Raw genomic sequence first — 20,481 nt, 5'->3', positions numbered from 1 at the left:
ATCATCGCGCATCTTTTTTCACGCGTCCCAGGTAGTTCTCTCCATGTCTCTGTCCGATCGCAGCGCCCGCCTCCAAGCTCTCCAGCAAGCCCTGAAGGAACGCATCCTGATCCTCGACGGCGGTATGGGCACCATGATCCAGAGCTACAAGCTGGAGGAAGAGGACTACCGCGGCGCGCGCTTCGCCGATTGGCCGCAGGATGTAAAAGGCAACAACGACCTGCTGATCTTGAGCCGCCCGGACGTGATTGGCGCGATCGAGAAGGCCTACCTGGATGCCGGTGCCGACATTCTCGAAACCAACACCTTTAACGCCACCCAGGTGTCCCAGGCCGATTACGGCATGGAGAGCCTGGTGTATGAGCTGAACGTCGAAGGCGCACGCCTGGCCCGAAGTGTGGCCGATGCAAAGACCCTGGAAACCCCGGATCGCCCGCGCTTCGTCGCCGGCGTCCTGGGCCCAACCAGCCGCACCTGCTCGATCTCCCCAGACGTGAACAACCCCGGCTACCGCAATGTCACCTTCGACGAGCTGGTGGAAAACTACGTGGAAGCCACCCGCGGCCTGATCGAAGGCGGCGCGGACATGATCCTGATCGAAACCATCTTCGACACCCTCAACGCCAAGGCGGCGATCTTCGCCGTGCAGCAGGTATTCGAGGACGACGGCGTCGAACTGCCAATCATGATTTCCGGCACCATCACCGACGCCTCCGGCCGCACCCTGTCCGGGCAGACCACCGAAGCTTTCTGGAACTCGGTGCGCCACGCCAACCCGATCTCCGTGGGCCTGAACTGCGCCCTCGGTGCCAGGGACCTGCGTCCGTACCTGGAAGAACTGGCGGCCAAGGCGGAAACCAACGTCTCCGCCCACCCCAACGCCGGCCTGCCGAACGCCTTCGGTGAATACGACGAAACCCCGGCGGAAATGGCCGTGGTAGTGGAAGAATTCGCTGCCTCGGGCTTCTTGAACATAGTCGGCGGCTGCTGCGGCACCACGCCCGCGCATATCCAGGCGATTGCCGAAGCGGTGAGCAAATACCCGCCGCGCGCCATTCCGGATATTCCCAAGGCCTGCCGCCTGTCCGGTCTTGAGCCCTTCACCATCGACCGCAACTCGCTGTTTATCAACGTCGGCGAGCGCACCAATATCACCGGCAGCGCCAAGTTCGCCCGCCTGATCCGCGAGGACAACTACACCGAAGCCCTGGAAGTCGCCCTGCAGCAGGTGGAAGCCGGTGCCCAGGTGATCGACATCAACATGGACGAGGGCATGCTCGATTCACAGAAGGCCATGGTCACCTTCTTGAATCTGATCGCTGGCGAGCCAGACATTTCTCGCGTGCCGATCATGATCGACTCCTCCAAGTGGGAAGTGATCGAAGCCGGCCTCAAGTGCATCCAGGGCAAGGGCATCGTCAACTCGATCTCGATGAAGGAAGGCGTCGAGCAGTTCAAACACCACGCCAAGCTGTGCAAGCGCTACGGCGCGGCCGTGGTGGTAATGGCCTTCGACGAAGCCGGCCAGGCTGACACCGCCGCGCGCAAGCGCGAGATCTGCCAGCGCAGCTACGACATTCTGGTCAATGAAGTGGGCTTTCCGCCGGAAGACATCATCTTCGACCCGAACATCTTCGCCGTGGCGACCGGCATCGAGGAACACAACAACTACGCGGTCGACTTTATCGAGGCCTGCGCCTATATCCGCGACCACCTGCCCCACGCCCTGTCTTCGGGCGGGGTGTCCAACGTGTCGTTCTCCTTCCGTGGCAACAACCCGGTGCGGGAAGCCATTCACTCGGTGTTCCTCTACTACGCGATCCAGAACGGCCTGACCATGGGCATCGTCAACGCCGGCCAGCTGGAAATCTACGACGAGATTCCCAAGGAACTGCGCGACGCGGTGGAAGACGTGGTGCTCAACCGCACGCCGAACGGCACCGAGGCCTTGCTGGCGATTGCCGACAACTACAAGGGCGACGGCAGCGTCAAGGAAGTCGAGACCGAGGAATGGCGCACCTGGAGTGTGGTCGATCGCCTCAAGCACGCGCTGGTCAAGGGCATCACCAGCCATATCATCGAAGACACCGAAGAATGCCGCCAGCAGTGCGCGCGCCCCATCGAAGTGATCGAAGGCCCGCTGATGGCCGGGATGAACGTGGTTGGCGACCTCTTCGGCGCGGGCAAGATGTTCCTGCCGCAGGTGGTTAAATCCGCCCGAGTGATGAAGCAGGCGGTCGGTCACCTGATCCCCTTTATCGAGCTGGAAAAAGGCGACAAGCCGGAAGCCAAGGGCAAGATCCTGATGGCGACCGTGAAAGGCGATGTGCACGATATCGGCAAGAATATCGTCGGTGTGGTCTTGGGCTGTAACGGCTACGACATCGTCGACCTCGGCGTGATGGTGCCGGCGGAGAAGATCCTGCAAACGGCGATCGCCGAGAAGTGCGACATCATCGGCCTGTCTGGCCTGATCACCCCATCGCTGGACGAGATGGTGCATGTCGCCCGCGAGATGCAGCGCCAGGGCTTTAGCCTGCCGCTGATGATCGGCGGCGCGACCACCTCGAAAGCCCACACCGCGGTGAAGATCGAGCCCAAGTACCAGAACGATGCCGTGGTTTACGTCACCGACGCCTCACGCGCTGTGGGCGTGGCCACCCAGTTGCTGTCCAAAGAACTCAAGGCCGACTTTGTCGAGCGCACCCGCCTCGACTACATCGAAGTGCGCGAGCGCACCGCCAACCGCAGCGCCCGCACCGAACGTCTGAGCTACGCCGCCTCGGTCGCCAACAAACCCAAATTCGACTGGGCGACCTATCAGCCGACCGTGCCGAGCTTTACCGGCGTCAAGGTGCTGGAAAATATCGACCTCAAGGTGCTGGCCGAATATATCGACTGGACGCCGTTCTTTATCTCCTGGGACCTGGCCGGCAAATACCCGCGCATCCTGACCGATGAAGTGGTTGGCGAAGCCGCTACCGCACTGTTCGCAGATGCCCAGGCGATGCTGAACAAGCTGATCGACGAAAAACTGATCAGCGCCCGCGCCGTACTCGGTTTCTGGCCGGCCAACCAGGTGAATGACGACGATCTGGAGCTGTACGGCGACGACGGCAAGCCCCTGGCCAAGCTGCATCACCTTCGTCAGCAGACCATCAAGCCGGACGGCAAACCGAACTTCTCTCTGGCCGACTTCGTCGCGCCGAAAGACAGCGGCATCACCGATTACGTCGGCGGCTTTATCACCACCGCCGGCATCGGTGCCGAAGAAGTGGCCAAGGCCTACCAGGAGGCCGGCGACGACTACAACTCGATCATGGTCAAGGCCCTGGCCGACCGCCTGGCCGAAGCCTGCGCCGAATGGCTGCACAAAGAAGTACGTACCCACTACTGGGGGTACGATCCGGAAGAGCAGCTTTCCAACGACGAGCTGATCAAGGAAGCCTACAAGGGCATCCGCCCAGCTCCCGGCTACCCGGCCTGCCCGGACCATACCGAGAAGAAGACCCTGTTCAATCTGCTCGACCCCATCGCCGAATTCGACAAGGCCGGCCGCAGCGGCGTGTTCCTCACCGAGCACTACGCCATGTTCCCCGCCGCCTCGGTCAGTGGCTGGTACTTCGCCCACCCGCAGGCGCAGTACTTCGCCGTGGGCAAGATCGACAAGGACCAGGTGCAAAGCTACACCGAGCGCAAGAAGCAGGATCTCAACGTCAGTGAACGCTGGCTGGCACCCAATCTGGGATATGACAACTAACGAATGAGCGCAGGCATAATGCCTGCGCTACTTCCCTGTTCACTCAGGGAACTCAAGCCACCTTGCGACGCGGAAGTGCATGTTCCTAATCATCTTCGCCCTCGCCGCCACCCTGCTGCTCCTGGCCCTGCTGGTCAGACTGATCCGTCGTGAGCGTCGGGCCCGGCAACGGCTGGAAATCCACGGTCAGCTGTTCGACAAACTGGCCGATGGCGTACTGCTGATTGACCGCGCCGGAATTATTCGCCAGCACAACCTGGCGGCATCCCAATTGCTAGATAAAGCCGGCGACGAGCTGCTTGGCTTACGCCTGACCGACTGCTTGCCGGAACTCAATGCAGTCGAGCCCCTTGGCACGACACCAGGCCGGCAGATAGTCAGCGTTAGCGGCAGTCGATTGCCACTTGAAGTCTCGTGCCTGGGGGCTGGCCACGCAGACCGGCTTATCCTGCTGCAGCCGGGCAGCGAGCCTGGACGGTCACTGGAAGATGTCGAGCGATTCAAACGCAGCCAGTACTTCGCCCGGATTGGCACCTGGGATTGGGATATCGACACCAACCGTCTGTATTGGTCTGAGGCAATTTACGCCATGTTCGGCCATGCAGTGGGCGCGGTAACGCCGAGCTACGAACTGTTTTGCGCCAGCGTGCACCCTGATGATCGTGAGCGTGTGCGTGCAGGCGAGTTGCGCTGTATTGAGTCCGGCGAGAACCACGACGAGGAATACCGTGTGGTCTGGGCGGACGGCAGCGTGCGCTGGCTACGCGAAACCGGCAACGTGGTGAAAAACTCGCAGGGTGTGGCTGTAAAAATGATGGGCGTGGTACGCGACATCACCGAAGAGAAAACCTGGACTCAGCAGCTACACCAGTTGGCGCATCACGATGTGCTGACCGGCTTGCCCAACCGACTGGTGTTCGAAGATCGCCTGGGCAATGCCATGGAGCGCGCGCGGCGCAATGCGACGCGCGTGGCCCTGGTGTTTATCGACCTCAATGGTTTCAAGGCGATCAACGATGCTCACGGCCATGCGGCCGGTGATCAGGTGCTGGTCGCCACGGCGCAACGACTCAAGGGCGCACTACGCGAATCCGACAGCGTGGCACGCATCGGCGGCGATGAATTCGTGGTCATCCTCGAAGGTCTGGCCTTGAACGGCAGCCTAGAGGAGGAAGCCCGCGCTATCGGCGAGAAGATCTTCGCGGCGCTAGCCGCCCCACTCGATCTCGCCAACAGCCCACAGCGCATCAGTGCCAGCCTGGGTATCGCTATATTCCCGGACCACACGCCGAGCATGGACCGGCTGATTCACATCGCCGACCTGGCGATGTATGAAGCCAAGCGCAGCGGCGAGAACCAGTACCGCCTGGGCAACGACAGCTCGCAACACGCCAGCACCGAGTAGCGCCCGCGCACTCAGCTCAGGCGCGAAGTGGACTTGCGCACGATCTTGATCGAATGCTTGAGCGTCGGCTTGCGCGTCACGCTGATGGCCTTGCGACTCACTGTATCGATGGTGATATTCCAGAAGCCGCTGCTGGGTACGGTGATCTTCGCCGGGAAGGTATCGAATGCGCCGCCGTGATAGGTGTGCCGGCCACCATTCTTGAAGCTGCGGAAGTTGGCATCGCTCATCAGGCGAATATTGCAGGTCTGCGAGCACTCGATCACGACGACATCGTCTTCGTTGAGGTGTTCGCGCTGGTGTATAAATTTCATCTACCGCTCCGCACAGCTAGGTCAGGCCAATCAAGGCGCTAGTATGAGTGTCCCGAGCGGCTTGAGCAAAGCCATACGCGCTTTTCCGCTCCCCAACCGACGTCCGCCCCTGCCGACGGATACCACCGCAATCGACCCGGTGGTAGCATGCGCGCCCCATGCATATTCACGATTTTCACCAGCGCCTCACCGACCTCGGTGCCAAGCCCCTGCACATCGGGCGGATCACCCGTGCCTGGCTGCAAGGCAAGCCGCTGGATACCGGCACGCGCAACCAGAAGACCGAGAACTTTCTGCCACTGACGGTGCGTAATGCCCTGCCGCAGTTGAGCCGCGAGCTCGACGGCCTGGCCCGCTTGAGCGCCGAACACCCGGCCGGCGATGGCTCGGCGCGCCTGCTGGTGGAGCTGGCGGACAAGCAGATGGTGGAAAGCGTGCTGCTGCCGCGCGACGGCCTATGCGTCTCCAGCCAGGTCGGTTGCGCGGTGGGCTGCGTGTTCTGCATGACCGGCAAGAGCGGCCTGCTGCGCCAGCTGAGCACCGCCGAGATCGTCGCCCAGGTTGCTCTGGCGCGGCGCTTTCGCCCAGTGAAGAAAGTGGTCTTCATGGGCATGGGCGAACCGGCGCATAACCTCGACAACGTGCTCGAAGCCATCGACCTGCTCGGCACCGAAGGCGGTATTGGCCAGCGCAACCTGGTGTTTTCCACCGTCGGCGACCCGCGGGTCTTCGAGCGCCTGCCACAGCAGCAGATCAAACCGGCCCTGGCGCTTTCGCTGCACACCACCGATGCCGAACTGCGCCAGACACTGCTGCCGCGTGCGCCGCGGATCGATCCTGAAGAGCTAGTCGAGCTGGGCGAAACCTACGCGCGACAGATTGATTACCCGATCCAGTACCAGTGGACGCTGCTCAAGGGGATCAACGACAGCCAGGAGGAAATGGACGGCATCCTGCGCCTGCTCAAGGGCAAGTACGCGATCATGAACCTGATCCCCTACAACAGCCTGGAAGCCGATGAGTTCCAGCGCCCCGATGGCGAGCGTATCGTGCAGATCGTGCGCTATCTGCACAGCCGCGGCGTGCTGACCAAGGTGCGCAACTCGGCGGGCCAGGATATCGATGGCGGCTGCGGGCAATTACGCGCCCGCGCCAGCCACCTGCTCGACAGCCGCACGCGGCGTAGGCTAACGCCACAGAACTGAGTCGAGCAGGTGGCGTACTCAGGGACCCGGCGGAAACTGCACATAGGCGGTTTTCGGCTCTTGCCCTGGCGGCACATAAGCCGGCCCCGCCTCGCCTGCCGCGCCTAGATGGCGAATATAACGATAGATTGCGCTCAGGTCGGCATCGCTCATATCGCGCAGGTTGAACCAGGGCATGGGCGGCCGCCAGGCAGTCCGCGCATGGCTGAGCCAACGCTGTTCATCCATGTGCTGTACAACCTGACGCAGATTGCCCGCGTAAGTCGTACCCCAGGGGCCCCGCCAGCCCAGGTCACTGCCCGTCAGCCAGTCTTGCTCATCAACCTGGCCGGCCGACTCCGGATAGCCCGGGGTGTGGCAGTCGTTACAACCGCTGGTCCGCACCAGGTAACGCCCGCGTTCAATCTGCGAGGTCGACACCTGGTCTTGCGCCAGGGCGCTGTCGAAACCCGCGATACCGGTCACCAGCAGAATCAGCCATAGGCTGATCCAGCGTTTGTCAGCTGGCGGATAGTGCACCTCGCTCATACTAAATGCTGCCATGGCTAAACTCCCCCGCTCAGGCCTGACTGACGTACATATTGATCTGTGCACGGAACACCAGTTTGTCACCGACATAGGCCGTGACCGGCACCATCAGATCGCCCAGGCTGCTCCAGTCCACCCCGCTGCCATCGGCCACGGCGCGGATATCGCCATCGGCCTTGGCCAGGTACTCCACCGTCATGCCCTTGGGAATCCAGCGATAACCTTTGCCGATGGATGCATCGGTCATGGTTCCCGCCGCCAGCTCCGCCGCATTGCACAGGGCAATGGCGTGTACGGTGCCAATATGGTTAAGCACCTCGCGGCGCTTGGCGAAGGTGACTTCGGCATAGCCGGCCCGCAGCTCGACGAACTGCGGATCGATGCTGGCGAAGTACGGTGCGACCTCGCGGATCATGGCGCTGAACTGTTTGGCACCAACGCTCTGGTACAGCTGGAGGGTCTGACTCATGGGATATTCCTGTAGGTATAGGGGCTGATAGAGGTTGCGCGCCGAGCCAGTATACAAATACAAGAACATCTTTCTAGAATTATTTTCTAATAAGCTTTTGCCTTGCCATAACCGTCTTACGTCACTCTGGAGCGGAGTTGCCCAGTACGACTAAGCTTAAGCAACCATCGCGGTTGATCTTCAATGACGAGGAGGTGTGCATGGATGACGAGAACGACAAGCCCCTGACATTCTGGGAAGTGCTGCAGAGCGTGCTGTCTGCGGCCCTGGGCGTACAAAGTGGGAAAAACCGTAGCCGCGACTTCAGCCGAGGCAAACCGAGCCACTTCATCATCATGGGCGTACTGTTTACCTTTGTCTTCGTACTGCTGATCTTCGCCGCGGTCAAACTGGTGCTGCATCTGGCCGGGGTCTGAATCACTCCAGCAGAGGCTGGCTGGAGAAGCCGTAGTCTTTCAGCTGCGGTCGATAGAGGGCACTGAACTGGTGAAAGTCGAGTCCGTAGCCCTTGCGCCGGATGCGCTGCTGCAAGCGCGCGGCCTGCCCTGCATCGAGAAGGCTGAATAGCTGGTCGACCCGGTTCTTGCCGCCACGCTCGGCGAAATCGATGCCGGCATGGTAATCGTGCAGCATCACCATGGCCCAACCGCCAAGGGTAAAGTGACCACCGACCAGGACGCAGATCTTGCCGTCGATTCGGGCCTGCAGCACCTCATCGGAAGTATTCAGCGCCGACAAGTGGATATCCTTGCCGGGCTGGCGTCCTAGCTCCTGCGCCGCCTGCATGACGCCAAAGGCCATCTCGTCATTGGCCGACCAGACCAGACGCACATCCGGATAACGCTGCAGCAACATCTGCGCCTGCTCGTAAGCACGCTGGCGCTTCCATTCGCCATGCACCAGTTGCTGCAAGCGCACTTCGGGATGTTCCGTCAGGGCTCGCTGCAGGCCCTGTTCACGCAGACTGGATGAGGGTGTATGGCGAACGCCGGCAAACGCCAGCAGGCTGCCTGAGCGCCCCCGCAACTTGCCGATCAGCGCCTTGGCCATCCAGTAACCGGCCTCTTCATCATTGGGTATCAGGCTGCCGATCCAGTTGCGGTACTGCTCGCGCGGACCGCCGATGATGCTCTGCTGCTCAGGCGTCAGGGTACTATGCAGGGAGAAGGTCTTGATCGGGCTTGCAGCAAACAGGCGCAGCAGTTCCGGACCGACATACATCTCGTTGACAAAGACCAGATAGTCCGGCTGATCGCTGTCGGCCAGCACGCTGCGGGCATCCCGCAGAATGCGCTGGGGATCGCGCTCGCCATAGAGGATACGCAGGCGTATGCCCAGACTGTCGGCGGCCGCCTGCATAAAATCGCTGTAACCCACCCAGAAGGGTTCATTGGAAAAGCCCGGGTTGAGGAACACCACCGAGGCGCTCGACGACACCTCGCGGGCCGGCACCGCTGGGGCAGCCTGCGCCACAAGGCCGAGGGCTGCCAGATAGACCATCACGATAAGACTCACAACCGACCTGACCACGCCAACCCTCCGCTAAGTGCCGTGCAGTATATCGCCAAACCCACGCACAGCCCGGTCAAACCCAGAAGGGATAAGCAAAGACGAACCACACAGCAATGGCTACAATCGCCGGCCATCCGAGCTTATACCTGCCCCTGGCGACTGGAGTCCCATGTCCAACCTGGAAATCATTGCCTCTGCCATTGGTGTCCTGGCGGTCTGGCTGACCGTAAGACAGAACCGCTGGTGCTGGCCAATCGGCCTGGTGATGGTGCTGATGTATGCCTGGATCTTCTTTGAAGGCAAACTCTATTCGAACATGCTCCTGCAAGGCGTGTACGCCGCTTTACAGCTTTATGGCTGGTGGCAATGGACCCTCGGCGGTGCCAGCCACCAGGGCGTCCAGGTCAGCCGTCTGACCAGCCAGGGCCTGATGTTCAGCCTGACCCTGGGGGCAACGGGAGCCCTCGTGCTGGGCTTTCTGATGGCCAGCTACACCGACGCGACGGCCCCCTGGCAGGATGCCGCGCTCAGTGCGTTCAGCCTGGTGGCCCAGGTGTGGATGGCGCAGAAAAGGGTCGAATGCTGGCCCCTGTGGATTGTCCTGGACCTGCTGTTTGTCGCCCTGTTCCTCACCCATGGCCTGCTCCTGACCGCCGGGCTATATGCTCTCTTCACCCTGCTGGCCATCAGCGGCTGGCTGACCTGGCAGCGTGATCGCGCCCTGGTTGAAGCATGAAGGTACTGGTCCTGACCGGCCCGGAGTCCAGCGGCAAGAGCTGGCTGGCGCAGGAAATCCACAGCGCCTTCGGCGGGCTGGTGGTCGGTGAGTTTGTTCGGCATTTTATCGAGCGAGAACAGCGCGATACCTGTTACGCCGATATCAGCAGCATCGCCCAGGGTCAGCTGGACTGGGAAGACGCCGCACGCTTGCGCCGCCCGGAGTTGCTGATACTCGACACCCATCTGTTGAGCAACCTGCTCTGGAGCCAGGCACTGTTTGGCGACTGCCCGGACTGGATCGAGCAGGCCTTGCTGCAACGCGACTACCATTTGCACCTGCTGCTCGACCCTGTCGCCGTACCCTGGGTCGAAGATGGTCAGCGCTGTCAGCCCCAGCTGCAACAGCGCCTCGACTTCTATCGCGACTGCGAGCGCTGGCTACGCCAGCATCAACAACCGCTGCAATGCATTCATGGTGACTGGTCGCAGCGCCAGGCCCAGACCCTGCGCTGCGTCGAGCAATGGCTGAACTCAGCGCACCCAGACACTGGCCCAGGCCAGCAGTAGGCTAAGGCACACCACCCAGGTCAGCGGCTTGCGCAAACTCGGATACCAGCCGGGCGCAAGCCCCAGCTTGACGGCTCTCAAGTCGGCAAAATAAAGCCCCAGAAACGCCAGCAGACAGAGCGGCAAAGCCAGGCTCATCGGCAGCCCGGCACTGATGGCCAACCAGCCCAGCAATGGCGGTATCACCGAAAGACCAAGCTGCACCTGTGCATGTTCGCCCGCATCCTCTCCACGTATCGCCAGCCCCCAGTGAATCGCTCCCATAAAAGCCAGGATCACAGCCGCGTAATCAAGCAGCGCCTCGAGAACGAAAGGCCGCCAGCCTTCCGGCGTCACCCAGATGCCCAGCGCCCCACTGACAAAAGGCACCAACCCCGCATAACCCAGCAATAGCGCCAACTGCGGTGGTTTTTCCGCGTCAAAGGGATGCATCGCCTACTCCTTTCTCAATTCAGAAAACGCCCTAACCATTGCACAGACTATGCAATGAAGTTGCATCGGCCAATCATCCATAGACACTGGCCACTTGCCATAAACAGATTTGCTTGGCATAAACCTTAAAATAAAAACACTACAAGGATGTACCGATGCGCATCATCCGCAGGGTTCTCTCTGGCGTACTCGTACTGCTGATTATCGCTCTCAGCGTTAGCCTCTATTTCATCGCCAAGCCGAATCTGCCGGTGTACCAGAAGCCGGACAAGCTTCACTACCTCGACCAGTGGAGCATGGACGAGCGCCAGACCTATTACTACACGCCACAGGGCACCCAGGTTAAAGGCCTGCGCTATGAGTGGTTCGGCGCACTTGAGCTGCCCCTCAGCCGCGCAAAATTCGCCGCACCCGACTATCTGGCGCGCTTCGGCTTTCTGGTCGACCCGGAACAACAGCCTAGTCCACAGAACCCCGGTAATCTGCCTGTGGGTTTTGCCCGCCATGCGGACGATGAAAGCGGCGAACACTATCTGGATATCAGCTGCGCCGCCTGCCACACCGGCGAGTTGCGCTACAAGGGCCAGTCGGTACGCATCGATGGCGGGGCGGCACTGCATTCGCTGGCGTCGACCGTGCCGACCATTCGCGGCGGTAGTTTCGGACAGTCGCTCGGCATGAGCATGGCCTTTACCTACTACAACCCGCTGAAGTTTCGCCGTTTCGCCAAGCAAGTGCTCGGCGATGAATACGCGGCCAAGCACGCGCAACTACGCCGCGACTTCAAAGTTGTACTCGACAGGCTGCTCGGCACCGCCTTTAACGACTGGCACCGCGGCCTCTACCCCACCGAAGAGGGTTTTGGCCGCACCGACGCCTTCGGCCGCATCGCCAACAGCGTCTTCGGCGATGCCATCGACCCCAGCAACTACCGCATCGCCAATGCACCGGTAAGCTATCCGCAGGTCTGGGACATCTGGAAATTCGACTGGGTTCAATGGAACGGCTCAGCCATGCAGCCCATGGCGCGCAACGTCGGCGAAGCGCTTGGCGTGGGGGCAACCCTGCACCTGCTCGGGGCTGACGGGCACCCAGCGGCCGAGTCCGAGCGCTATTCCTCCAGCGTACGCCTGCGCGATCTGCACACGCTGGAAGAGACCCTCAAGCAACTCAAACCACCGGCCTGGCCAGAGCAGGTCTTCGGCAAGATCGATCTGCCCCTCGCAAGCCAGGGACGTGCGCTCTATAGCGAAAATTGCGCCTACTGCCATGCCCCCGACCCGAAAAAGCCAGCGGAGCGCTTTGCCCCCTCCCGTGACCCCGAATGGCGCATGCGAGTGGTGCCCACCGCAATCGTAGGCACCGACCCGACCACCGCCGACAATATTGCCGATCACCGCTTCGATATCAGCAAGCTCGGCTGGACCAAGGCCGAACTCGGCAAGCTGGATGTCCGACTTTTTGGCGCAACCCTGGATGATATCGACCTGAACAACATTTCCAGCGCCAAGGCCCTGGCCTATGTCACCGCTTACGTGGAAAACCGCGCCTATCAGGATGCCGGTATTTCCGACCGCGAGCGCTGGCGCATGGACGGCTTCGGCCTGCCTATCGGTGTCCAGGAAAAACGCGGCTACAAGGCCAGGCCACTAGACGGTATCTGGGCCACTCCGCCATTTCTGCATAACGGCTCAGTACCCAACCTGTTCCAACTGCTCTCCCCCGTCTCGGAGCGCGACAGCCAGTTCTGGGTGGGCAACTTCGAGTTCAACCCCAAGCATGTCGGCTTTGACAGCGAGAAGTTCGCAGGGGGCTTCCTCTTCGATACCCGTATCACCGGAAACAGCAATCAGGGCCATGAATTCCGCGCAGGTTGCCGCCAGGATGGCGTGATCGGGCGCGCCCTGCAGCCGGAAGAGCGCTGGGCGCTGGTCGAGTACCTCAAAGTGCTGGGCAACCCAAGCCTTGAACAACAGCTCCAGCCCGTTGCCGCCAAGGAGTGGAGCCCGGGGCCGGAGTGCCAGAACTAGAAAGGATCGACTACCGGTTGCGAAACCACTAACCACTCACAGGGACTTACGCGATGCTTAAACGACTCTGGCTCTGGCTAGGCAGTCTCCTGGGCAAACTACTCCTCTTGGTCGTCATCATTGGCCTGGGCGGTTGGGGTATCGGCAGCGCTTATTACCACTGGAAGTTTTCCGGGCCGGTGTCCAGCGAAGAACAGATCCCAGCCAATGAGGCGGCATTGACTCGCAGCATTATCGAAGATGCCATCCGCGTCGTCGAACAGCATCGCGACAACACCCGGGTGCTGCGCGATGCCCATGCCAAGGCCCATGGTTGCGTAAAAGCCCAGTTCACCGTCAGCCCTTCCCTCGCTCCCGAGTTGCAGCACGGCGTCTTCAGTGAACCCGGGAAAACCTGGCAAGCCTGGATGCGACTTTCCAACGGCAACGCCTACCCACAGTTCGACCGCGCCCGTGATGCCCGCGGGATGGCCATCAAACTGCTCGGCGTACCCGGAGAGAAACTCAGCAAGAGCCCACAGCACGCCGCCGAACAGGACTTCGTGATGTTCAATCACCCCGCCTTCTTCGTCCGTGATGTAGCCGAATACAAGAGCAACTTTGCCGCCCAGGCCGATGGCAAGAAAGCCCTGGCGTTCTTTCCCAGCTGGAACCCTGAAAGCTGGGAGATCAGGCACCTGGTTATCGCCCTGAAAACCCTCGCGCCCGCCCCAGAAAGCCCCGTGGCGACCACTTACAACTCCATCGCCCCCTTCAAGCTGGGACCGCTCAATATCAAATACCGGGTCATACCTGACCCGCAGGCCTGCCCAGGCTATACCTTGCCCGCGCAAAACCAGGACCTACCCAACTTCCTGCGCAATGCGCTCTATCAACAGCTCTCTCTCGACCGCGTACCCGCCTGCTTTGCCCTGCAGGTGCAGCGACAGGACCCCGAGTACTACATGCCGATAGAGGATCCCAGCGTCGAGTGGGATGAGTCCATCTCACCTTTCGAGACAGTCGCGAGCATTCGGCTTCCCGCACAGGACTTCGATAGCCGCGAACAGAACCTGTTCTGTGACAACCTGTCCTTCAATCCATGGCACGCATTGCCCGAGCATCGTCCGATTGGCGGCATCAATCGCCTGAGAAAGGCCGTCTACGAGGCCGTAAGCACCTATCGCCTTGAGCGTAATCAGCAATAATCCGTACGGATTGGATACACGCGAGCGGGCCAAACCCGGTAAATCAGCGCCTGAACTGGTAAGATTCGCACCTTAGCTAAGCGTGCTGATAGCCGCGTACGACCAGAGAGAAATGCCCGTGGAACTGTTCAAAGAGTTTATGTTCGAGGCCGCCCACCGACTGCCTCACGTCCCCGAAGGCCACAAATGCGGCCGCCTGCACGGCCATTCGTTTCGGGTTGCAGTCTATATCGAGGGGGAAGTCGACCCCTATACCGGCTGGATTCGTGACTTCTCCGAGATCAAGGCGATCTTCAAGCCACTCTATGAGCAGCTGGATCACAACTACCTCAACGATATCCCTGGACTGGAAAACCCGACCAGCGAAGTGCTCGCCAAGTGGATCTGGCAAGAACTCAAACCCCTTCTTCCCGAACTGTCGCGCATACGCATTCATGAAACCTGCACCAGTGGCTGCGAATACCGCGGCGACTGAACCCAGACGAACAGATAGAAGCCACCGGAAGGTGGCTTTTTTTATGCGCTATATATGCCTGAGACAGCTAGATTGCCTACCAAAGAGCTATGAGCCGGAGATAAACCCAAACCGAGCAGTACCCGGGGTCAGTGCATAACGCTTTATTTTCACGCGCGCAAAGTAAAACCCCCGACCAGTTTCCTGATCGGGGGTTTTGGTATAGGTGCTTGACGATGACCTACTCTCACATGGGGAAACCCCACACTACCATCGGCGATGCATCGTTTCACTACTGAGTTCGGGATGGGATCAGGTGGTTCCAATGCTCTATGGTCGTCAAGCGATTCAGCTGGAGTACCGTCGTTAGACGTTGCTCCGAATTGGGTATGTGATATCAGGTATTTTGCAGTTCTTGCAGATTTTCGGCTGTTGCAGTCTTCATCTAGACACACAAACATCAAATTGTTTGGGTGTTATATGGTCAAGCCTCACGGGCAATTAGTATTGGTTAGCTCAACGCCTCACAGCGCTTACACACCCAACCTATCAACGTCGTAGTCTTCGACGGCCCTTTAGGGAACTCAAGGTTCCAGTGAGATCTCATCTCGAGGCAAGTTTCCCGCTTAGATGCTTTCAGCGGTTATCTTTTCCGAACATAGCTACCCGGCAATGCCACTGGCGTGACAACCGGAACACCAGAGGTTCGTCCACTCCGGTCCTCTCGTACTAGGAGCAGCCCCTCTCAAATCTCAAACGTCCACGGCAGATAGGGACCGAACTGTCTCACGACGTTCTAAACCCAGCTCGCGTACCACTTTAAATGGCGAACAGCCATACCCTTGGGACCGGCTTCAGCCCCAGGATGTGATGAGCCGACATCGAGGTGCCAAACACCGCCGTCGATATGAACTCTTGGGCGGTATCAGCCTGTTATCCCCGGAGTACCTTTTATCCGTTGAGCGATGGCCCTTCCATACAGAACCACCGGATCACTAAGACCTACTTTCGTACCTGCTCGACGTGTCTGTCTCGCAGTCAAGCGCGCTTTTGCCTTTATACTCTACGACCGATTTCCGACCGGTCTGAGCGCACCTTCGTACTCCTCCGTTACTCTTTAGGAGGAGACCGCCCCAGTCAAACTACCCACCATACACTGTCCTCGATCCGGATAACGGACCAGAGTTAGAACCTCAAGGTTACCAGGGTGGTATTTCAAGGTTGGCTCCACGCGAACTGGCGTCCACGCTTCAAAGCCTCCCACCTATCCTACACAAGTAAACTCAAAGTCCAGTGCAAAGCTATAGTAAAGGTTCACGGGGTCTTTCCGTCTAGCCGCGGATACACTGCATCTTCACAGCGATTTCAATTTCACTGAGTCTCGGGTGGAGACAGCGCCGCCATCGTTACGCCATTCGTGCAGGTCGGAACTTACCCGACAAGGAATTTCGCTACCTTAGGACCGTTATAGTTACGGCCGCCGTTTACCGGGGCTTCGATCAAGAGCTTCGCGTTAGCTAACCCCATCAATTAACCTTCCGGCACCGGGCAGGCGTCACACCCTATACGTCCACTTTCGTGTTTGCAGAGTGCTGTGTTTTTAATAAACAGTCGCAGCGGCCTGGTATCTTCGACCGGCATGGGCTTACGTAGTAAATACTTCACCCTCACCGGCGCACCTTCTCCCGAAGTTACGGTGCCATTTTGCCTAGTTCCTTCACCCGAGTTCTCTCAAGCGCCTTGGTATTCTCTACCTAACCACCTGTGTCGGTTTGGGGTACGGTTCCTAGTTACCTGAAGCTTAGAAGCTTTTCCTGGAAGCATGGCATCAACCACTTCGTCATCTAAAAGATAACTCGTCATCAGTTCTCGGCCTTGAACGCCCGGATTTACCTAAGCATTCAGCCTACCACCTTAAACACGGACAACCAACGCCGTGCTGGCCTAGCCTTCTCCGTCCCTCCATCGCAGTAACTAGAAGTACGGGAATATTAACCCGTTTCCCATCGACTACGCATTTCTGCCTCGCCTTAGGGGCCGACTAACCCTGCGTCGATTAACGTTGCGCAGGAAACCTTGGTCTTTCGGCGTGGGAGTTTTTCACTCCCATTGTCGTTACTCATGTCAGCATTCGCACTTCTGATACCTCCAGCAAGCTTCTCAACTCACCTTCACAGGCTTACAGAACGCTCCTCTACCGCTCATCCTAAGATGAACCCGTAGCTTCGGTGTATGGTTTGAGCCCCGTTACATCTTCCGCGCAGGCCGACTCGACTAGTGAGCTATTACGCTTTCTTTAAAGGGTGGCTGCTTCTAAGCCAACCTCCTAGCTGTCTAAGCCTTCCCACATCGTTTCCCACTTAACCATAACTTTGGGACCTTAGCTGACGGTCTGGGTTGTTTCCCTTTTCACGACGGACGTTAGCACCCGCCGTGTGTCTCCCGTGCTGACACTTGCTGGTATTCGGAGTTTGCATCGGTTTGGTAAGTCGGGATGACCCCCTAGCCGAAACAGTGCTCTACCCCCAGCAGTGATACACGAGGCGCTACCTAAATAGCTTTCGAGGAGAACCAGCTATCTCCGAGCTTGATTAGCCTTTCACTCCGATCCACAGGTCATCCGCTAACTTTTCAACGGTAGTCGGTTCGGTCCTCCAGTTAGTGTTACCCAACCTTCAACCTGCCCATGGATAGATCGCCCGGTTTCGGGTCTATACCCAGCGACTAAACGCCCTATTAAGACTCGCTTTCGCTACGCCTCCCCTATTCGGTTAAGCTCGCCACTGAATATAAGTCGCTGACCCATTATACAAAAGGTACGCAGTCACCCAACAAAGTGGGCTCCCACTGCTTGTACGCATACGGTTTCAGGATCTATTTCACTCCCCTCTCCGGGGTTCTTTTCGCCTTTCCCTCACGGTACTAGTTCACTATCGGTCAGTCAGTAGTATTTAGCCTTGGAGGATGGTCCCCCCATATTCAGACAAAGTTTCTCGTGCTCCGTCCTACTCGATTTCATGACTAAGAGATTTTCGTGTACGGGGCTATCACCCACTACGGCGGCACTTTCCAGAGCCTTCCACTAATCTCAAAGCCACTTAAGGGCTAGTCCCCGTTCGCTCGCCACTACTAAGGGAATCTCGGTTGATTTCTATTCCTCAGGGTACTTAGATGTTTCAGTTCCCCTGGTTCGCCTTACACACCTATGTATTCAGTGTGTAATAACCAGCTTATGCTGGCTGGGTTCCCCCATTCAGAGATCTCCGGATCAAAGTCTGTTTGCCGACTCCCCGGAGCTTATCGCAGGCTACAACGTCTTTCATCGCCTCTGACTGCCAAGGCATCCACCGTATGCGCTTCTTCACTTGACCATATAACCCCAAGCAATCTGGTTACTGTCTCTAACGTGAAGACGACATTCGCCGAAAATTTGCAATTGAGAACACGCAAATTTTACCTTGACCAAATTAATTACCAGTGAAAGTAATTAATCAGTCACTTCTATCACATACCCAAATTTTTAAAGAACGATATTCGTACTGGTCAAAGACCAGAAATCAACATTCATCTACTCGTCGTAGGAACGCTCATTTCTGAACTCTCAACACGTGCTGTAAGTGGTGGAGCCAAGCGGGATCGAACCGCTGACCTCCTGCGTGCAAGGCAGGCGCTCTCCCAGCTGAGCTATGGCCCCATATTCGTACAAGGCCAAACCCCACAACAATTGGTGGGTCTGGGCAGATTCGAACTGCCGACCTCACCCTTATCAGGGGTGCGCTCTAACCAACTGAGCTACAGACCCAATCGTCTTTTTCAATGAATCAAGCAATTCGTGTGGGAACTTATGAAGAAGCTGAAGTCTTCGATTAAGGAGGTGATCCAGCCGCAGGTTCCCCTACGGCTACCTTGTTACGACTTCACCCCAGTCATGAATCACACCGTGGTAACCGTCCCCCTTGCGGTTAGACTAGCTACTTCTGGTGCAACCCACTCCCATGGTGTGACGGGCGGTGTGTACAAGGCCCGGGAACGTATTCACCGTGACATTCTGATTCACGATTACTAGCGATTCCGACTTCACGCAGTCGAGTTGCAGACTGCGATCCGGACTACGATCGGTTTTATGGGATTAGCTCCACCTCGCGGCTTGGCAACCCTTTGTACCGACCATTGTAGCACGTGTGTAGCCCTGGCCGTAAGGGCCATGATGACTTGACGTCATCCCCACCTTCCTCCGGTTTGTCACCGGCAGTCTCCTTAGAGTTCCCACCATAACGTGCTGGTAACTAAGGACAAGGGTTGCGCTCGTTACGGGACTTAACCCAACATCTCACGACACGAGCTGACGACAGCCATGCAGCACCTGTGTCTGAGTTCCCGAAGGCACCAATCCATCTCTGGAAAGTTCTCAGCATGTCAAGGCCAGGTAAGGTTCTTCGCGTTGCTTCGAATTAAACCACATGCTCCACCGCTTGTGCGGGCCCCCGTCAATTCATTTGAGTTTTAACCTTGCGGCCGTACTCCCCAGGCGGTCAACTTAATGCGTTAGCTGCGCCACTAAGAGTTCAAGACTCCCAACGGCTAGTTGACATCGTTTACGGCGTGGACTACCAGGGTATCTAATCCTGTTTGCTCCCCACGCTTTCGCACCTCAGTGTCAGTATCAGTCCAGGTGGTCGCCTTCGCCACTGGTGTTCCTTCCTATATCTACGCATTTCACCGCTACACAGGAAATTCCACCACCCTCTACCGTACTCTAGTTCAGCAGTTTTGGATGCAGTTCCCAGGTTGAGCCCGGGGATTTCACATCCAACTTACTGAACCACCTACGCGCGCTTTACGCCCAGTAATTCCGATTAACGCTTGCACCCTTCGTATTACCGCGGCTGCTGGCACGAAGTTAGCCGGTGCTTATTCTGTCGGTAACGTCAAAATAGCAACGTATTAAGTTACTACCCTTCCTCCCAACTTAAAGTGCTTTACAATCCGAAGACCTTCTTCACACACGCGGCATGGCTGGATCAGGCTTTCGCCCATTGTCCAATATTCCCCACTGCTGCCTCCCGTAGGAGTCTGGACCGTGTCTCAGTTCCAGTGTGACTGATCATCCTCTCAGACCAGTTACGGATCGTCGCCTTGGTGAGCCTTTACCTCACCAACTAGCTAATCCGACCTAGGCTCATCTAATGGCGCGAGGCCCGAAGGTCCCCCGCTTTCTCCCGTAGGACGTATGCGGTATTAGCGTCCGTTTCCGAACGTTATCCCCCACCACTAGGCAGATTCCTAGGCATTACTCACCCGTCCGCCGCTCTCAAGAGAAGCAAGCTTCTCTCTACCGCTCGACTTGCATGTGTTAGGCCTGCCGCCAGCGTTCAATCTGAGCCATGATCAAACTCTTCAGTTCAATACTGCTTGGGTTTTGTGAAAACCCTAAACTTAGCTCAGCAATCGACAAAAAACTCTCAAATTAACGAGTGTTACTTGTGATGCTGATAATCTTGCGACTAGCAGTCTTACCTCACAAGCACCCACACGAATTGCTTGATTCAGTTGTTAAAGAGCGGTTGGTTAAGTCTTTCGTCTCAACCGAGGCGCGCATTCTACAGCAGCCTCATCTTGCGTCAAGCTGTTTTTCGAAGTTCTTTCCGAAGAAGTTCTTTCTACTCAACTACTTGCATCCCCGACCAACATCCAGCTTCTCGTTAGCGGGAGGCGAATTCTACAGCGTTTCAAACCGCTGTCAACCACCTCTTCAACCGCTACCGATCTACCTGATCGAAGCCACCAACAGGATCAAACCACCACCCTGTCAGCCCGGCGCATTCTACACAGCTTTCGCTGCTTTGCAACCTCTCTTTTAAAGCTAACTTATTGTTTTAAAATAAGTTTTCCGAGAGA

Annotated in this window: 14 protein-coding genes, 2 tRNA genes and 3 rRNA genes; 9 read left to right on the top strand and 10 right to left on the bottom strand. The window is 58.1% G+C overall.

The window, feature by feature from the left end; translation table 11 throughout:
- Positions 1–43 precede the first annotated feature (43 nt).
- Positions 44–3,760, top strand: coding sequence for a methionine synthase (gene metH, locus WMW70_RS19410; RefSeq protein WP_341439104.1), 3,717 nt, complete (start codon positions 44–46; stop codon positions 3,758–3,760).
- A 79-nt stretch (positions 3,761–3,839) separates the two neighbouring features.
- The gene (locus WMW70_RS19405) at positions 3,840–5,165 is read left to right on the top strand and encodes a diguanylate cyclase domain-containing protein (RefSeq protein WP_341439103.1); all 1,326 of its coding nucleotides are present in this window, start codon (positions 3,840–3,842) and stop codon (positions 5,163–5,165) included.
- 11 nt (positions 5,166–5,176) lie between these two features.
- Here WMW70_RS19405 and WMW70_RS19400 read toward each other — a convergent pair whose 3' ends face one another.
- Positions 5,177–5,479 (bottom strand): DUF1883 domain-containing protein, encoded by a 303-nt coding sequence (locus WMW70_RS19400; RefSeq protein ID WP_090256153.1) that lies wholly within the window; start codon positions 5,477–5,479, stop codon positions 5,177–5,179.
- Between the two features lie 158 nt (positions 5,480–5,637).
- Here WMW70_RS19400 and WMW70_RS19395 point away from each other — a divergent pair, with 158 nt between their 5' ends.
- The gene (locus WMW70_RS19395; RefSeq protein WP_341439102.1) at positions 5,638–6,684 is read left to right on the top strand and encodes an RNA methyltransferase; all 1,047 of its coding nucleotides are present in this window, start codon (positions 5,638–5,640) and stop codon (positions 6,682–6,684) included.
- A gap of 18 nt (positions 6,685–6,702) precedes the next feature.
- Here the strand turns inward: WMW70_RS19395 and WMW70_RS19390 are convergent, their stop codons facing one another.
- Both WMW70_RS19390 and WMW70_RS19385 read right to left on the bottom strand, forming a co-directional pair.
- On the bottom strand, positions 6,703–7,227 hold the full coding sequence (locus WMW70_RS19390; protein ID WP_341439101.1) for a cytochrome C: 525 nt from the start codon (positions 7,225–7,227) through the stop codon (positions 6,703–6,705).
- Between the two features lie 16 nt (positions 7,228–7,243).
- On the bottom strand, positions 7,244–7,681 hold the full coding sequence (locus WMW70_RS19385; RefSeq protein ID WP_341439100.1) for a hotdog fold domain-containing protein: 438 nt from the start codon (positions 7,679–7,681) through the stop codon (positions 7,244–7,246).
- 200 nt (positions 7,682–7,881) lie between these two features.
- On the opposite strand from WMW70_RS19385, the gene WMW70_RS19380 reads away from it, so the two are divergent.
- The gene (locus tag WMW70_RS19380; RefSeq protein ID WP_341439099.1) at positions 7,882–8,097 is read left to right on the top strand and encodes a DUF2970 domain-containing protein; all 216 of its coding nucleotides are present in this window, start codon (positions 7,882–7,884) and stop codon (positions 8,095–8,097) included.
- A gap of 1 nt (position 8,098) precedes the next feature.
- On the opposite strand, the gene WMW70_RS19375 is transcribed toward WMW70_RS19380, so the two are convergent.
- Positions 8,099–9,187 carry an ABC transporter substrate-binding protein gene (locus WMW70_RS19375; protein WP_445942173.1) on the bottom strand — a complete coding sequence of 363 codons (1,089 nt, stop codon included), beginning with the start codon at positions 9,185–9,187 and terminating at the stop codon, positions 8,099–8,101.
- Between the two features lie 175 nt (positions 9,188–9,362).
- Between WMW70_RS19375 and pnuC the strand changes: the two genes are divergently transcribed.
- Entirely contained in the window at positions 9,363–9,929 is a 567-nt protein-coding gene (gene pnuC / locus WMW70_RS19370) for a nicotinamide riboside transporter PnuC (RefSeq protein ID WP_341439098.1), read from the top strand.
- Positions 9,926–10,480, top strand: a complete 555-nt coding sequence (locus WMW70_RS19365) for an AAA family ATPase (protein WP_341439097.1) — start codon at positions 9,926–9,928, stop codon at positions 10,478–10,480. The genes pnuC and WMW70_RS19365 overlap by 4 nt, the downstream gene beginning before the upstream one ends.
- Here WMW70_RS19365 and WMW70_RS19360 read toward each other — a convergent pair.
- Positions 10,445–10,912 (bottom strand): DUF3429 domain-containing protein, encoded by a 468-nt coding sequence (locus tag WMW70_RS19360; protein WP_341439096.1) that lies wholly within the window; start codon positions 10,910–10,912, stop codon positions 10,445–10,447. The genes WMW70_RS19365 and WMW70_RS19360 overlap by 36 nt on opposite strands.
- A 155-nt stretch (positions 10,913–11,067) precedes the next feature.
- Here WMW70_RS19360 and WMW70_RS19355 point away from each other — a divergent pair, with 155 nt between their 5' ends.
- From WMW70_RS19355 to queD, 3 genes are all read left to right on the top strand, one after another.
- Positions 11,068–12,942, top strand: a complete 1,875-nt coding sequence (locus tag WMW70_RS19355) for a di-heme-cytochrome C peroxidase (RefSeq protein WP_341439095.1) — start codon at positions 11,068–11,070, stop codon at positions 12,940–12,942.
- Positions 12,943–12,995: 53 nt separating this feature from the next.
- On the top strand, positions 12,996–14,129 hold the full coding sequence (locus WMW70_RS19350) for a catalase family protein (protein ID WP_341439094.1): 1,134 nt from the start codon (positions 12,996–12,998) through the stop codon (positions 14,127–14,129).
- A 118-nt stretch (positions 14,130–14,247) separates the two neighbouring features.
- Complete coding sequence (gene queD, locus WMW70_RS19345; RefSeq protein ID WP_341439092.1) at positions 14,248–14,604, top strand: 6-carboxytetrahydropterin synthase QueD; 357 nt, start codon at positions 14,248–14,250, stop codon at positions 14,602–14,604.
- A gap of 207 nt (positions 14,605–14,811) precedes the next feature.
- On the opposite strand, the gene rrf is transcribed toward queD, so the two are convergent.
- The 5 genes from rrf to WMW70_RS19320 all read right to left on the bottom strand — a co-directional run bounded on the left by rrf (position 14,812) and on the right by WMW70_RS19320 (position 19,987).
- Positions 14,812–14,927, bottom strand: a 5S ribosomal RNA gene (gene rrf / locus WMW70_RS19340).
- A gap of 136 nt (positions 14,928–15,063) precedes the next feature.
- Positions 15,064–17,954, bottom strand: a 23S ribosomal RNA gene (locus WMW70_RS19335).
- Positions 17,955–18,201: 247 nt separating this feature from the next.
- A tRNA-Ala gene (locus WMW70_RS19330) sits at positions 18,202–18,277 on the bottom strand.
- A 31-nt stretch (positions 18,278–18,308) separates the two neighbouring features.
- A tRNA-Ile gene (locus tag WMW70_RS19325) sits at positions 18,309–18,385 on the bottom strand.
- A 65-nt stretch (positions 18,386–18,450) separates the two neighbouring features.
- Positions 18,451–19,987 (bottom strand): 16S ribosomal RNA (locus WMW70_RS19320).
- Together the 16S, 23S and 5S rRNA genes with 2 tRNA genes alongside form the textbook arrangement of a ribosomal RNA operon.
- Between the last annotated feature and the right edge of the window lie 494 nt (positions 19,988–20,481).

This window comes from Pseudomonas sp. XK-1, from assembly GCF_038069885.1.
Classification (GTDB): Bacteria; Pseudomonadota; Gammaproteobacteria; order Pseudomonadales; family Pseudomonadaceae; genus Aquipseudomonas.
Note: the sequence above shows the minus strand (reverse complement) of the source record. Positions and strands in the feature narration are given on the sequence as shown.

Excerpts from the sequence above, each read along its gene's own strand:
- metH (WP_341439104.1), top strand. The coding sequence starts at position 44 with ATGTCTCTGTCCGATCGCAGCGCCCGCCTCCAAGCTCTCCAGCAAGCC.
- WMW70_RS19405 (WP_341439103.1), top strand. The coding sequence starts at position 3,840 with ATGTTCCTAATCATCTTCGCCCTCGCCGCCACCCTGCTGCTCCTGGCC.
- WMW70_RS19400 (WP_090256153.1), bottom strand. The coding sequence starts at position 5,479 with ATGAAATTTATACACCAGCGCGAACACCTCAACGAAGACGATGTCGTC.
- WMW70_RS19395 (WP_341439102.1), top strand. The coding sequence starts at position 5,638 with ATGCATATTCACGATTTTCACCAGCGCCTCACCGACCTCGGTGCCAAG.
- WMW70_RS19390 (WP_341439101.1), bottom strand. The coding sequence starts at position 7,227 with ATGGCAGCATTTAGTATGAGCGAGGTGCACTATCCGCCAGCTGACAAA.
- WMW70_RS19385 (WP_341439100.1), bottom strand. The coding sequence starts at position 7,681 with ATGAGTCAGACCCTCCAGCTGTACCAGAGCGTTGGTGCCAAACAGTTC.
- WMW70_RS19380 (WP_341439099.1), top strand. The coding sequence starts at position 7,882 with ATGGATGACGAGAACGACAAGCCCCTGACATTCTGGGAAGTGCTGCAG.
- pnuC (WP_341439098.1), top strand. The coding sequence starts at position 9,363 with ATGTCCAACCTGGAAATCATTGCCTCTGCCATTGGTGTCCTGGCGGTC.
- WMW70_RS19365 (WP_341439097.1), top strand. The coding sequence starts at position 9,926 with ATGAAGGTACTGGTCCTGACCGGCCCGGAGTCCAGCGGCAAGAGCTGG.
- WMW70_RS19360 (WP_341439096.1), bottom strand. The coding sequence starts at position 10,912 with ATGCATCCCTTTGACGCGGAAAAACCACCGCAGTTGGCGCTATTGCTG.
- WMW70_RS19355 (WP_341439095.1), top strand. The coding sequence starts at position 11,068 with ATGCGCATCATCCGCAGGGTTCTCTCTGGCGTACTCGTACTGCTGATT.
- WMW70_RS19350 (WP_341439094.1), top strand. The coding sequence starts at position 12,996 with ATGCTTAAACGACTCTGGCTCTGGCTAGGCAGTCTCCTGGGCAAACTA.